The sequence below is a fragment of the Pseudomonas sp. 01L34 genome, from assembly GCF_056400265.1.
Window position 1 is genome coordinate 274,782 of sequence record NZ_JBFTSX010000004.1, and the last position, 14,330, is coordinate 289,111.

Below are 14,330 nucleotides of genomic sequence, written 5' to 3' on the forward strand. Positions count from 1 at the left end.
GATCAATCTTCCTTGTCTTTCAGCACGTGGCCGGTGGTGGCATCGACGTCCAGCTCGCGCACCACGCCTTCGGCGGTCAGCAGCTCGACTTCATAAACATAGACGTCGTGTTTTTCTTCAAGCTCGGCTTCCAGCAACTTGGCCCCGGGATAGCGGTCCAGCGCTTGCTGCAAGAGCTGCTCCAGCGGCAGGATCACGCCCTGTTGGCGCAGGCGCAGGGCTTCGTCCTGATCCAGGTCGCGGGCCACGGCCACCGAGCAAAAAGCCAGAAGCACCAGCGCCATGCTTGAAAATGAAAGCACCTTCATTACGTATCCTGATGATCCCTGAGAACCTGCCCGCTGACCGCATCCAATTCCATATCCCACTCAATGCCTTGCGGGTCGCGCAGTTCCATCTGGTATTTGTACTTGCCGTACTCTTCTGCAAGCTCGGTGCCGGTGATGGTCGAGCCGGGGTGTTTGGCCAGAGCGGTGGCGTTGAGCTTCTCGAAAGACACAATGGTACCAGCGTCGCGCAGTCTCAGGGTTTCGTCGGGGCCCAGGTCGCGGGCATGAGCGAGGCTGGCGGTCAGGCAGATGAGGGACGCGGTGAACAGGGCAGTCAGGATTTTCATGGGGTGGCTCCGTATTTTCTTATGTGTTGCCGACGGCGCGACCTTAGCGATTCGAACTTAACTGAAACTGAATTGCCATCATTGGGAATAGCTTACGCATAACCCGGAGCTGCCGAAGGCTCGGGCCGCGATCGGACGATCTTTTGATTTGGATTTTTTGCGTGCATGACGCAGCCAAAGATCAAAGCATCGCAGCCTTCGGCAGCTCCTGCATTGATCGGGGACAATCGCAGCCCAAGAGGTGCTTATAATCCCTGCTTGCCAGACATCGAGACCGGTATGACCGCTATCCACATCAAGTTCCCTTCCCTGACCCTCAAGGCCGGCCCGCGTGCTCTGGCGCGCATCCGTGCCAACGGCTTGAACGCTGCCGATGTGGGCACGTTGCCGGGCGCCGCCGGTGGCCCGAAAGCGCTGGGGATTCAGGGTCTGGACCTGGCGCTGTTTGGCGAATGGCTGCCGGCGGCGCCCCGGGAGCGTTCGCTGATCGGCGCCTCGGTGGGTTCCTGGCGGTTCGCCAGCGCCTGCCTGCCGGATGCCGCCGAAGGCATCCGCCGCCTCGGTCATCTGTACACCGAGCAGAACTTCGCCAAAGGCGTGACCATGGCGCAGATCAGCCAGAGCTCCCGACGCATGCTCGATGACCTGCTCGACGGCCGCGATGCTTCGATTCTGGATAACGCCCACTACCGCCTGAACATCATGGTGGTCAAAAGCCACGGCCTGTTGGCGGACGATCATCGCGGCCGGTTGGGGCTGGGCCTGTCGTCAGTGATCGCCGACAACCTGCGCGGTCGTTCACGGCTGTCGCGGCATTTCGAGCGGCTGATCATCCACGACCCGCGCCTGGCACCACCGGTCAACGCGCTGAACGACTTCCCGTCGCGCTTCATCTCACTGAATACCGGCAACCTGCGCCAGGCCCTGCTGGCCTCGGGTTCGATCCCGATGGTCATGCAAGGCGTGCGCGACTTGCCGGGGGCCGGCGCGGGGACGTTCCGCGATGGTGGTCTGCTGGACTATCACCTCGACCTGCCCTATAGCGGCAACGACATCGTGCTGTATCCGCACTTCACCGACCGGGTGATCCCCGGCTGGTTCGACAAGACGCTGCCATGGCGCCGCGCCTGCCCTGAGCGCTTGCAGGATGTTCTGCTGCTGGCCCCGTCGAAGGAATACCTGGCACGCCTGCCCTACGGCAAGCTGCCGGACCGCAACGACTTCAAGCGCTTCATGGGCGATGCCCCGAGCCGACAGAAGTATTGGCGCGCAACGATGGATGAAAGCCGTCGCCTGGGCGATGAATTCCTTGAACTGACCGCCAACGGTCGCCTCGGCGAGCGCTTGCTGACCCTTTAGTCAGTGTTTTGCCCGGAGCTCTGGTAAACTCGCCACCTGCCCACATCGCCGCGGCGATCGCCACCTGAAAGAGCTGAACATCACTGTGGAAATCTTCAAAGAATTTACCTTCGAATCCGCCCATCGCCTGCCCCACGTACCGGACGGCCACAAGTGCGGCCGCCTTCATGGTCATTCGTTCAAAGTGGCGATTCACCTGAGCGGCGACCTCGATCCGCACACCGGCTGGATCCGCGATTTCTCGGAAATCAAAGAGATCTTCAAGCCGCTCTACGAGCGCCTCGATCACAATTACCTGAACGACATTCCCGGCCTGGAAAACCCGACCAGCGAAGTGCTGGCCAAGTGGATCTGGAATGAGTTGAAGCCATTGTTGCCGGAACTCAGCGCGATCCGCATCCACGAGACCTGCACCAGCGGTTGCATCTATCGCGGTGAGTAAACGTAAATCCCATAAGGAGAATGCGTTTCGTCAGTGATATGAAAAACAGCCTTCAATGGCTGTTTTTTTATGCCTATGCTTTTGGGCTCGCACACGCCAAGAGGACGCACCCATGACTGACTGGCCGCTGGCTCAGACCTATCGTTTCAACGGGCACTCCGTTCGCTACGCCGTGCGTGGCGACGGCCCGCCGCTGGTGTTTGTGCATGGCACGCCCTTCTCTTCTCATGTGTGGCACCGGATCGCGCCGCACTTCATCACCACGCACCGGGTGTATTACTTCGATTTGCTGGGTTACGGGCAGTCCGCACAGCCGGACGGCGATGTGTCGCTGGGCGTACAGAACCAACTGTTGGCGCAATTGCTGGAGCACTGGGGCCTGGAACGGCCAGACGTGGTAGCCCACGATTTCGGCGGCGCCACTGTGTTGCGCGCGCATCTGCTCGATGGCAAGGATTACCGCAGCCTGACGCTGATTGACCCGGTGGCGCTGTCGCCCTGGGGTTCGCCGTTCGTGCAGCATGTGCGTCAGCATGAAGCGGCGTTCAGCGGGCTGCCTGATTACATTCAACGGGCGATTGTGCCGACCTATATTCGTGGCGCGATCAAGCGCGAGATTTCCGATCAGGAGCTGGCGCCTTACGTGCAGCCCTGGCTGGGTGATTCGGGGCAAGCGGCGTTCTATCGGCAGATCGCGCAGATGGATGAGCGTTATACCCGCGAGGTCGAAGCGCTGTACCCGACGATTCGCTGCCCGGTGCAGATTCTCTGGGGGGAAGACGATCAATGGATTCCCATTGAGCGCGGGCGGGCGTTGCATCAGATGATTGCGGGGTCGCAGTTTCATCCCGTTGCGAATGCCGGGCATCTGGTGCAGGAGGATGCACCGGAGGCGATCATGGCGGCGATATTGCGGTTTTTACCGTTGGCACAGAACGCCTGATCGACGGAGCCCCTGTGGCGAGGGGGCTTGTCGGAACGCCGCATCGCCCCGTTGGGTCGCGAAGCGGCCCCAAAATCTCTGATATACCAAAAATCTTGTGAGCGCTACGCACTCAAACGGGGGCAAGCCCCCTCGCCACAGGACTTTGTGACTACCTGATTGCTGCGTTCCAATTTGAACCACCGCCGCACTGCTTTCGTGCCCCTCTTCAGGCTAAATCCGCCGGCTCGGCTATAAAGAACAACACCCTCGCGCCATTGGCACGAGCACTGCAACACCCTCGCGTCCTCCATCCAGCAAGGAATGCCACATGACGCAGAACGATCCGGGCAACGATTACCCTTTAAGCGAAGTCCCGATGCATGCCCGCAAAGGGCTTGCCTCTACAGCCATGGTGCTGCTGGGTTTTACCTTCTTCACGGCGACCATGTTTGCCGGCGGCAAGCTGGGGGTGGCATTCAGTTTCAGCGAGATGCTGGCGGTGATCATCGCCGGCAATCTGCTGTTGGGAATCTACGCAGCCGGGCTTGGCTACATCGCCTTCAAAAGCGGCCTCAATTCGGTACTGATGGGCCGTTTCTGCTTCGGCGAAGTGGGCAGCAAGCTCAGCGACCTGATCCTCGGCTTCACCCAGATCGGCTGGTACGCCTGGGGCACCGCGACCGCAGCCGTCGTACTCGGCAAATATTTCGAACTGAGCGAAAGCACCGTTCTGGGGCTGATGGTGCTGTTCGGCCTGGGCTTTTGCGCCACGGCGTACATCGGCTATCGCGGGCTGGAGATTCTGTCGTACATCGCCGTACCCGCCATGATGTTGCTGCTGATGCTGTCGATGTGGGTCGCGACGGTGAAGGTCGGCGGGCTCGAGGGTTTGCTCGCCGTGGTGCCGACGGCAACACTGGACTGGTCGACCGCGATTACCCTGGTGTTCGGCACCTTCGTCAGTGGCGCGACCCAGGCGACCAACTGGACACGTTTCTCCCGTTCGGCGCGAGTCGCGGTGCTGGCGAGCCTGATCGGCTTTTTCATCGGCAACGGCCTGATGGTGTTGATCGGTGCCTATGGCGCGATCGTCTATCAGCAACCGGACGTAGTCGAAGTGCTGTTGCTGCAAGGCTTCGCCATGGCCGCGATGGCGATGTTGCTGCTCAACATCTGGAGCACCCAGGACAACACGATCTACAACTTCGCCGTCGCCGGCTGCAATCTGTTGCGCACCGGCCGGCGCAAAACCGTGACCCTGGCCGGCGCGGTGATCGGCACGCTGCTGGCGCTGCTGGGCATGTACGACATGCTGGTGCCTTACCTGATTCTGCTGGGCACGGTGATTCCGCCGATTGGCGGGGTGATCATGGCGGACTTTTTCTTCCGTTACCGTGGGCAATATCCACGCCTGGCCGATGCCCGGTTGCCGGCGTTCAACTGGCCTGGCCTGAGCGCTTATGCGGTCGGCACCGTCGCGGCATTCAGCTCGCCGTGGATCGCGCCGCTGGTAGGGATTGCCACTGCCGCGCTAACGTATGTGTTATTGACCGGCGTACTGGGTGCCCGTACCGCCGAAGCACCACTACAAGATCTCTAAAAGGACTCGCCTGATGCACATCATCAACGCCCGCCTGCGCAACCAAGAAGGCCTGCATGAGTTGCACCTGGAAAACGGCCTGATTCACAGCATCGCCCGGCAAACCGAAGCCCCGTCACTGGGGCCGGATGACCTGGACGCCGGCGGTAATCTGGTGGTGCCGCCCTTCGTCGAACCGCACATTCACCTCGACGCCACCCTGACGGCCGGCGAGCCGCGCTGGAACATGAGCGGTACGCTGTTCGAAGGTATCGAGTGCTGGGGCGAGCGCAAGGCCACCATCACTCAGGAAGACACCAAGACCCGCGCCAAAAAAACCATCCAGACCCTCGCCGCCCACGGCATTCAGCACGTGCGCACCCACGTCGATGTCACCGACCCGGAACTGATCGCGCTCAAGGCGATGCTCGAAGTCCGCGAGGAAAGCCACCACCTTATCGACTTGCAAATCGTCGCGTTCCCCCAGGAAGGCATCGAGTCGTACCGCAACGGGCGCGAGCTGATGGAAGAAGCGATCCGCCTGGGCGCCGATGTGGTCGGCGGCATTCCGCATTTCGAATACACCCGGGACCAGGGCGTAAGCTCGGTGAAGTTCCTGATGGACCTGGCCGAACGCACGGGGTGTCTGGTGGACGTGCATTGCGACGAAACCGACGACCCGCACTCGCGCTTCCTTGAAGTGCTGGCCGAAGAGGCCCGCAGCCGCGACATGGGTTCGCGCGTCACCGCCAGCCACACCACGGCGATGGGCTCCTACGACAACGCTTACTGCGCGAAACTGTTTCGCTTGCTCGGGCACTCGGGGATCAGTTTTGTTTCTTGCCCCACCGAAAGCATTCACCTGCAAGGCCGCTTCGACAACTTCCCGAAACGCCGTGGCGTGACTCGCGTGAATGAGTTGCTCGAAGCGGGGATGAACGTGTGTTTCGGTCAGGACTCGATCGTCGACCCGTGGTATCCGCTGGGCAATGGCAACATCCTGCGGGTGCTCGAGGCCGGTTTGCACATCTGCCACATGCTCGGTTATCGCAATTTGCAGAGTGCGCTGGACCTGGTCACGGACAACAGTGCCAAGGCGATGAACCTGGGCGATCGCTATGGTCTGGAACGGGGCCGGCCGGCGAATCTGCTGATTCTGTCGGCGGACAGCGATTACGAGGTGATCCGCAGCCAGGGTCTGCCGCTGTATTCGATTCGCGGGGGCAAGGTGTTGATGAAACGACAGATGCCGGTGGTTGAGTGGGCGGATCGGCTCTGAATCTTCGCTGACCGTTCGAGCGTCATCGCGAGCAGGCTCGCGATGACGGTCTCAAAATCACCCCATCAACCGCGCCGTCCCAAACAACCTGACCCGACTCAATTCGCCCTCCCGTTCTTCCAGCAGAATCGGCGCCGTGCCGCCGGGCATGACCACTTTCACTTCCCCCGCCGCCACCCAACCCACTCGCCACGCCGCGCACGCCACCGCACTGGCGCTGGTACCCGACGACGCGGTCGGCCCTTCGCCACGCTCGAACACCCGCGCAACGATTCGCCCTTCGGATTCAAGCATCGCCCATTGCAGGTTCACCCCGGCCGCACACGGCTGCCCTGCCCCGGTCGGCGTGGCGTAAGCGATGCGGGTCAACCCTCCAGACAACTCCGGCTCGCGCATTTGCGCGTTGCTCGGCAACGCATCGGCGCCTGTCACTAACGTCACACAATGGGGGTTACCGATGCGCACGAACTGGCTGCGGCTCCAGGCAGGGTCGAGCGTCGACAATGGCCGCACCTGACTGACATCACGCCCGTTCAACACCACGGTTTCGACCCCTTGCGCACCCACCGCTTCAGGCCCGAACGAAGGCTGCCCCAAGTCCAGCCAGAATCCTTGCACACCATCGATTTCGGCAGACTTCACCGAAGTCACCACTGGCGAGAGCGCATCGCGCTTGTCGTGATGAACCCTGAGCAAGCAAGCCTCCTCCCTCGGCATCAGCCCTTGTTCACTCAGGGCCTGGGAAAAAATCGTCAGGCCATTGCCACTGCGCTCGGCCAGGCTGCCGTCGGTGTTGACGATCAGCAGGTCAAACGGCGGCGAAGATTGAAACGGCCCCACCAGCAAGCCATCGCAACGATGCGCCTTGCTGCCGGGCGATTGTGTCCCGGGAGCCCAGCCGCAGAATGCCTCGATGGCCGACAACGCCCAGGCCTCACGGGTTTGCGCCGCCTGGCTGGCCTGTTCAGGCAGCTCGATACCGCTATCGCGCAGGGCGTCAGGCGCCACCACCGCGTAGATATTGCCTCGAGCATCGTACATCCGCGTCATGGCGCCCCCCCTATGAACAATTGATGCGTCGACAATATCGCGAAACAACGGCTGGCTGTGCAAGGATGTCACTCTGCGTGACTGCTGCCCCCGCCTGAACGTGGTGATCGAACCCTTTGCGGTTGTTCACTGTCCTTTGGGACGCGACGTTTTTTGCCAAGGATCGATATGACCAACCTCAACACCCAAGCCACCTTCGTCCCCGGACGTCTGGAACAGATGTCCACGCGCATCGCCTTCTTCATCGCCGGTTTCGGCATCGCGGCCTGGGCGCCGCTGGTGCCTTACGCCAAGGCGCGGGCCGGGCTGGATGAAGGCACCCTCGGGCTGTTGCTGTTGTGTCTGGGGGTGGGTTCGATTCTGGCGATGCCCATGGCCGGGATTCTGGCGACGCGTTTCGGCTGCCGTCGGGTGTTGAGCGGCGGCACCTTGTTGATCTGCGCGGCGCTGCCACTGTTGGCGACGGTATCCTCGATTCCGGCGTTGATCGCGGCATTGTTCATGTTCGGCGCCGGCCTGGGCACGGTGGATTCGACGGTGAACCTGCAAGCGGTGATCGTCGAGCGGGCCAGCGGCAAGACCATGATGTCGGGTTTTCATGGGCTGTTCAGCCTCGGCGGGATCGTCGGCGCGGCGGGTGTCAGCGGCCTGCTCGGTCTGGGTTTTTCGCCGCTGGGGGCGATGTGCGTGGTGATCGTGGTGCTGGTGCTGGCATTGCTTAAAGCCGCGCCGCACCTGTTGCCTTACGGCAGTGAAAGCTCCGGCCCGGCATTTGCCGTACCCCATGGCATCGTGCTGTTTATCGGCGGGATGTGCTTCATCGTGTTCCTGGCCGAAGGCGCGGCGCTCGACTGGAGCGCGGTGTTCCTGGCGCAGGAACGCGGGATCGACACCGCGTATGCCGGGCTGGGTTATGCGGCATTTGCGCTGACCATGACCGCCGGGCGATTGACCGGTGACGCGATTGTCCGGCACCTGGGCGCCACGCGGGTGATTCTGTTCGGCGGACTGATGGCTGCGGCAGGATTGTTTCTGGCGACCTTCGCACCGGGATGGCAAGCCGCGCTGCTCGGTTATGCGCTGCTCGGTGCCGGTTGTTCGAACATCGTGCCAGTGCTGTACACCGCCGTGGGCAAGCAGACGGTGATGCCGCAAAGCATCGCGGTGCCGGCCATCACGACCCTGGGTTATGCCGGGATTCTGGCGGGACCGGCGGTGATCGGTTTTGTGGCTCATGGCAGCAGCCTGAGCTTCGCGTTCGGTCTAATGGGGGGCCTGCTGGTGGCGGTGGCGATTGGAGGGAAAGTGCTGAAGGTCTAATGCTCAGCAGCACGAAAAACGACAGGAGCTCGTATTTTTCACCGCTTTACTATCAGTTCTGACAGTAGACACGTTTTGGCTGCGCATCGACCATGAGTTGAATATCCCAGGCGGGTGAGCTCCTCATGAACACGTTCAACCTCAAGGTTCTGCTGGTTTTGTTGCTGCTGATGGGCGCGAACGGTTGCAGCAAATCGCCGCTTGCCCAACATGACTGGGGCGAGGGTATTGAAAATTTCGCACCGGCACGTCTCTTGTCCAATGCCGATGGGCGATACAACCATTGGCAGTCCATCGCCAGGGTCAAGGTTGATGAAGGCCGGATCTGCAGCGGCAGCCTGATCGATACCCGTGGAGCAAACGATGATCGCAGCGGCCCAGCGTATGTGCTCACCTCAGGTCATTGTGCAAAAGGTAATGTCGGTCGATTTATCGTGAACGAGCCTGCGTCCGGACAGGCTACCTTCAATTTTTTCCGGGACACGACGCCACAACAAAAAAACTATCCCGTCACCAGAATCGCCTGGAGCACCCTGCGTGGCCAGGACATTGCGCTGCTGGTACTCGATCGCACCCTCGGCCAAGTGATGAACGATGGCATCCAGCCCTTGAAAGTTGCGAGCCATGCCCTGACCGAAGGCACCGATACGCTGGTGGTTGGCGCCGCTGTCGATGATTTTATCCAGCGTTCGGCATGTCCGCAGGAACACCGCGCAGGAATTCTCGAAGCCGGGTGGGTTTGGGTGGATCAAATCAGCAATCGATGCCTGGGGGTCATCAATGGAATCTCTGGCTCTCCACTTCTGAATCGCTACACCAACGAAATCGTCGCGGTGATTGGCACCACCACGCGCGACAGCGGGCGATCGCGATGCAGTATCAGCGCACCTTGCGAAGTGATCGAAGGCATGCCCAATAAAGCGCAAGACACCAATTACGCGACGCCCGCCAATGGCCTGGATACCTGTTTTAGAGGGGGGCGCTTCGTTGGGGACCGCGAGCCCTGTGTACTGGGGCCCGTGTCGGAATTCGGCTCGAAGTATGGCGATCACTTCCTCAAACAGCCCCGAGATGAACAAGGGAACTACCTGCCGTTGTTGTGGGAGCATCGTTTTTTGAGCAACCAACCCTTCTTTCGCTTCAAGTACACGCGCACTGCCGAAAATTGTGCGGATATCAGGGATTACAGTGAGGTGCGTACCACTGACTCAGGCGGCGAGAGCGAGTTACGCTATGAACTGCGCCAAGGACCAGGGCTGTATTTCTTGTGCGTGATGGGGCAAAACCATCAGGCGGGACCACCCGGAAAATGGGATGCGCGAAACGCCAGGATTTTTTGGCGGTGGGTATTGGCAGAACCCGCTCAAATGGCGCCAGTATTCAACATCACGAATAGAGGAGAGGGCGTCTATTCTGTAGCGCCTTCTCAGGTCACGCCCGATCTGGATGTAGCAGGGCATCAATACAAGATCGGTACATCGGCCACGATTGATTGCCAACAAGCTGAGGGATATAAGCAGGTCAGGCCGCCACTGCTGGATTTTGAAGTGGACACGAGCGACGGCGAGAAAAAAATCTGCCTCAAGACCGTGGACATGGCAGGCAATCCTTCGCCTGTCATCGACTTCCGACTGCCAGACGCCGCCCCGTAAGCCTGTGTCGACACCTATCAGAAGCTGATCGGCAACCCGGAATTGCCGACCAGTCACTCATCAGAACCCGACGCAGGCCTGCACAAAGAACGTGCGTGGCGCGCCGACGTACATCCCCGAGTTGTTGTCGCTGGAACGGGTGAAATACTGCTTGTCGAAGATGTTTTTCACCCCGGCGCCGACTTTCAGGTTCGACAACTGCGAACCGAAGTCATAACCACCGCGCAGGTTCCAGGTCACGTAACCCGGAATGTCACCGTACTGCCCGTCTGCGGAACCTTCGGTGATGTAGTTGCCGCTGAAGCTGCCATCGGCATTCACACCGGTCCCCGGCGAATGCTGTTTGGACTGGGCAAAGGCATCGAGGTTGTAGGTCCAGCGGTTGATGTCGTAACGCAGCCCGGCGGTGGCCACCTGACGCGAGTAGAACGGCAGATCACGGCCCTTGAAGCCCGGGATCTCGCCTTCGTAGGTGGCGCGGGTGTAGGTAAAACCGGCATTGGCGGTCAGGCCGTCGAGCATCGGGTTGAGCGCCGACAGGTCGTAATGCACCGACGCTTCAAGGCCCTGGTGCTTGGTCGCGCCGAGGTTGGTCCAGCCCACGTCGTTGCTGATGTATTGCAGTTCGTCATCGAAGTCGATGTAGAACAGCGTCACTTCCCCGCCCCACACGTCATCGTTGTAGCGTGTACCGATCTCGTAGGTCTTGGCCTTTTCCGGGCTCAAGCCATTGGCGGTGTTGTCACCCGAACCACCCTGGCCGAGCTGGAAATATTGCAGGCTGCCGAACGAGGTTTCGTAGTTGGCGAACAGCTTCCAGGCCTCGGACAGGTGATACATCACGCTCAGGGCCGGCAGCGGCTCGTTGCTGTCGATGCTGCGGCGTTTTTCCTGCACCGGTTTGCCGGCGGTGTCGAGCACCGGCCTGTCGTGCCATTCGGTGCTGATGCTTTCAAAACGGATGCCGGGGGTCACGGTCCAGTTGCCGACGTCGATCTTGTCATCGAGGTAAACGGCGTGGGCCTCGGTGCCACCGGTGCGGTCCTGGAACACATGGCCATCGGACGTTTTGCTGACCACCGGCTGATTGTTCACCAGCGCCAGACGGCTCGACTCTTCGTGCATGCCTTCTTTGAGGTAGCGATAACCGACGCTGGCTTCCTGCGTGGTCGGGCCCAGGTCGAACACATGGGACACCCGTGGCTCGATGCCGAAGGTGTAGTAAGTACGTGGATAAGAGCTGAGGGTTTTCTGGTCACGCGCGGCGATGGTGCTGCCACGGAAGCTGTCGGAATAGTAGGTCAGCACTTCGGCCTGGGTCCGGTCGTCGATCTGCCGCGCCCACTTGAACGACACGTCCTTGCGGCGGCCGCTGAAGTTGTCGTGGTCGCGGTCGGACTGGAACGGATCGGCGTCGTACTGCTTCTGCGTCAGGCCACCGGGCATGTCGGCGCTGGCGTCGTAGTAATGGAAGTTGAGGCTGAAATCGTCCTGATCGGTGGGCGCCCAGTGAGTCTTGAGGATCACGTCGTCGATGTCATTGCCGTTGTTGCTTTTGCGATAACCGTTTCCGTTCACCCCGGAATACAACAGCGCCACGCCCATGCCGTTATCGGCGGTGCCGCCGAGAAACGCGGTGTCGATGTGTTTCCAGCCACCACGCTGGGTGGTTTCCAGGGTGGTGCCGATTTCACCGGTGGCTTTCTCCGGGATCGCGCGGGTGACGAAGTTGATCACGCCACCGACGTTCTGCGGCCCGTAACGCACGGAACCGGCGCCGCGCACCACGTCGATGCTGTCGAGGTTGCCGGAGGAAATCGGCGCCATCGACAGCTGTGGCTGGCCGTAAGGGGCGAAGGCAGCCGGCACACCGTCGATCAGCACGGTGGAGCGTGGCGACAGGCGCGAAGTCAGGCCGCGCACACCGACGTTCAGGGAAATGTCGCTGCCGCCAGTGCCGTTGGCGTCCTGCACTTGCACGCCGGGCACGCGCTTCAACACGTCGCCGACATTCATGGCGCCCTGCTCGACCATCGCTTCACGGCGAATCACCGTGCGCGCGCCGGGATGGTTTTGCACCACGGCGGCATCGGCGTCACCGAGCCAGTCACCCACCACCTTGATGTCGGTCACGCCCAGTTCCAGCGGGCCATTTGAGGCGGAAGTCGGTGCCGGCATCAGCGTGACCGAACCTTCATCGATCTGGTATTGCAGACCGCTGCCTTGCAGCAATTGGCGCAAGGCCTGTTCCGGCGAGAGGTTGCCGTCCACTGCCGGAGCCTGTTTGCCGGCCACCAGTTCCGGGCTGAAAAAAACCTGCAGCGAGGTTTGCTGGCCCAACTGACTCAAGGCCTGGCCCAATGGCTGCGCCTGAATATGAATGGCATCGGCGGCGAATGCCTGAGGCAGCGCCGAGCTGACCGACAGGGCGAGCGCGAGGGGCAGCCAGGATGATTTGTTATTTTTAGCGGTGGTTTTCTTCACGTCGAACGTTGTCCTGTGGATCGCAAGAGTGCGCGTCTGTTAATGCAAACCAGTTGCAGTTGAACAAGAAGACGAAGAACTCGAAAAAAACCTGAATCTATCGGGAGATTATTTCCTGGCTGCCGTCATCGAGGGTGCGGATGGTCACCGGCAGAATGCTCGGCAAGGCCTTGAGCAGCGCATCGGTGTTGTCGGATTTGAACACGCTGGTCAGGCGCAGGTTGCCCACGTTGGCACTGCCGACTGTCAGCGGTTTCTCCCGATAACGCGACACTTCTTCGGCCACTTCGCTGAGGCTGGCGTTGTTGAACACCAGTTTGCCGCTGCGCCATGCGGTCAGTTCCGCAGGGTTGACCATATAGGCGGTGGCCACCTTGCCCTGGGCATTGATGCGAGTGCCGAAGCCGGCGGTGAGGCTGACGAAATCATCGCCGCCCCCTTGAACCCTGACCGTGCCCTGCTCCACCGCGACCCTGGTTTCGGCGCTGTCGCGGCGCACATCGAACCGGGTGCCGGTGACCGTGACCCTGCCGCTGCCCGCCTCGACCACAAACGGTCGACTGCTGTCGTGCTCGACGCTGAACATCGCCTCGCCTTGCATCAACTCGATGCCGCGACGGTCCTTTTCATAGCGCACCTGCACCCGGCTGCGGCTGTTCAGATCAATCACCGAACCGTCCGGCAACGCCACATGACGACGCTCGCCAAGGGCCGTGGAATATTCAGCCGTGTAGGTCGCCGGAGGGTTCAAGCCGCTGAACAGCCCCAGGCCGAGCGCCACCGCCAACACGCTGGCGGCCACCGCGTAACGCACCAGCGGACGACGTTTACTGCGCACCGCCGGTGTTTCACACAAGGCGCGCAGACGCTTGGCCGGCAATCGATCGGCCGCCACCCACAGGTTCTGGAGTATCTGATATTCGTTGCGATGCTGAGGGTGTTCGTCCAGCCAGCTCTCGAAGCGGCGCTGCTCTTCGGCGCTGGCGGCAGGTTCCTGCAAACGCACAAACCACCGCGCCGCGTCGTCGCGAACCGTTGTTTGCCCGCACGCACAATCACGAGTATCCATCATGGCTGTGCCCCGTCCAGACGATCACGCAGATGCCGCAGGGTGCGGATCATATACTTTTCCACCATGTTCCTGGACAGCCCCAGGCGCTCGGCGATTTCGGCCTGGGTCAGGCCTTCGATCTTCTGCCAGACGAACACCTTGCGGCAGTTGAGCGGCAACTCGGCGAGCGCCCGCTCGATGGAATCCGCCAACTGGATCGCGTGCATGAAATGCTCCGGGTCGCCGGACGACGACACACTGTGATCGATCGCCTCCGACTCCATGGCGCCCCGCCGATCCTCACGCCGATAACCGTCCACCGCTATGTTGCGCGCGGTCTGGTGCAAATACGCCCGAGGTTGCTGCACCGCCGCCGAATCGGACTCGAGCACCCGCACGAAGGTGTCATGGGCCAAGTCCTCGGCCTGCTGACGATTTCTCAGGCGACGGGTCCAGGTGCCGATCAACTCTTCGTAATGCTCGAAAAAGCCGGGTCTGCGGGGCAGCTTGGGGGTCATTGCGGCGTGCTGTGGGGAGGAGGTGCGAATAGTAATGCTTCCTATTAACCGGAGG

At 61.1% G+C, this 14,330-nt stretch carries 13 protein-coding genes; 7 read left to right on the forward strand and 6 right to left on the reverse strand.

The annotated features are described in order from the left end of the window. Positions 1–2: 2 nt before the first annotated feature. Together AC1DQM_RS13440 and AC1DQM_RS13445 are read right to left on the reverse strand one after the other, a co-directional pair. Positions 3–308: a PepSY domain-containing protein gene (locus AC1DQM_RS13440; RefSeq protein WP_018925373.1), complete on the reverse strand. Its 306-nt coding sequence runs from the start codon at positions 306–308 to the stop codon at positions 3–5. After that, positions 308–616, reverse strand: coding sequence for a PepSY domain-containing protein (locus tag AC1DQM_RS13445; protein ID WP_064618979.1), 309 nt, complete (start codon positions 614–616; stop codon positions 308–310). Before AC1DQM_RS13445 ends, AC1DQM_RS13440 begins: the two co-directional genes overlap by 1 nt. Positions 617–895: 279 nt before the next feature. Here AC1DQM_RS13445 and AC1DQM_RS13450 point away from each other — a divergent pair, with 279 nt between their 5' ends. From AC1DQM_RS13450 to codA, 5 genes are all read left to right on the forward strand, one after another. Further along, on the forward strand, positions 896–1,975 hold the full coding sequence (locus tag AC1DQM_RS13450) for a patatin-like phospholipase family protein (RefSeq protein WP_477746325.1): 1,080 nt from the start codon (positions 896–898) through the stop codon (positions 1,973–1,975). 85 nt (positions 1,976–2,060) lie between these two features. Continuing rightward, complete coding sequence (gene queD, locus AC1DQM_RS13455) at positions 2,061–2,417, forward strand: 6-carboxytetrahydropterin synthase QueD (protein WP_007933061.1); 357 nt, start codon at positions 2,061–2,063, stop codon at positions 2,415–2,417. A gap of 112 nt (positions 2,418–2,529) precedes the next feature. Further along, the gene (locus AC1DQM_RS13460) at positions 2,530–3,360 is read left to right on the forward strand and encodes an alpha/beta fold hydrolase (protein ID WP_258669942.1); all 831 of its coding nucleotides are present in this window, start codon (positions 2,530–2,532) and stop codon (positions 3,358–3,360) included. Positions 3,361–3,670: 310 nt separating this feature from the next. Continuing rightward, entirely contained in the window at positions 3,671–4,942 is a 1,272-nt protein-coding gene (gene codB / locus AC1DQM_RS13465) for a cytosine permease (RefSeq protein WP_477746326.1), read from the forward strand. A 13-nt stretch (positions 4,943–4,955) separates the two neighbouring features. Further along, positions 4,956–6,200, forward strand: coding sequence for a cytosine deaminase (codA, locus tag AC1DQM_RS13470; RefSeq protein ID WP_018925368.1), 1,245 nt, complete (start codon positions 4,956–4,958; stop codon positions 6,198–6,200). 57 nt (positions 6,201–6,257) lie between these two features. Here codA and AC1DQM_RS13475 read toward each other — a convergent pair whose 3' ends face one another. Continuing rightward, a complete protein-coding gene (locus tag AC1DQM_RS13475) occupies positions 6,258–7,250 on the reverse strand; it encodes a diaminopimelate epimerase (protein ID WP_477746327.1) in 993 nt (330 codons plus the stop codon). A 168-nt stretch (positions 7,251–7,418) separates the two neighbouring features. Here AC1DQM_RS13475 and AC1DQM_RS13480 point away from each other — a divergent pair, with 168 nt between their 5' ends. Together AC1DQM_RS13480 and AC1DQM_RS13485 are read left to right on the forward strand one after the other, a co-directional pair. Further along, complete coding sequence (locus tag AC1DQM_RS13480) at positions 7,419–8,570, forward strand: MFS transporter (protein ID WP_018925366.1); 1,152 nt, start codon at positions 7,419–7,421, stop codon at positions 8,568–8,570. Between the two features lie 125 nt (positions 8,571–8,695). Continuing rightward, the gene (locus tag AC1DQM_RS13485; protein WP_477746328.1) at positions 8,696–10,222 is read left to right on the forward strand and encodes a trypsin-like serine peptidase; all 1,527 of its coding nucleotides are present in this window, start codon (positions 8,696–8,698) and stop codon (positions 10,220–10,222) included. Positions 10,223–10,282: 60 nt separating this feature from the next. Here the strand turns inward: AC1DQM_RS13485 and AC1DQM_RS13490 are convergent, their stop codons facing one another. The 3 genes from AC1DQM_RS13490 to AC1DQM_RS13500 all read right to left on the reverse strand — a co-directional run bounded on the left by AC1DQM_RS13490 (position 10,283) and on the right by AC1DQM_RS13500 (position 14,275). Continuing rightward, entirely contained in the window at positions 10,283–12,706 is a 2,424-nt protein-coding gene (locus tag AC1DQM_RS13490) for a TonB-dependent siderophore receptor (protein WP_477746329.1), read from the reverse strand. Positions 12,707–12,803: 97 nt separating this feature from the next. Then, positions 12,804–13,778 (reverse strand): FecR family protein, encoded by a 975-nt coding sequence (locus AC1DQM_RS13495; RefSeq protein ID WP_477746330.1) that lies wholly within the window; start codon positions 13,776–13,778, stop codon positions 12,804–12,806. Beyond that, a complete protein-coding gene (locus tag AC1DQM_RS13500; RefSeq protein ID WP_436275655.1) occupies positions 13,775–14,275 on the reverse strand; it encodes a sigma-70 family RNA polymerase sigma factor in 501 nt (166 codons plus the stop codon). Before AC1DQM_RS13500 ends, AC1DQM_RS13495 begins: the two co-directional genes overlap by 4 nt. Between the last annotated feature and the right edge of the window lie 55 nt (positions 14,276–14,330).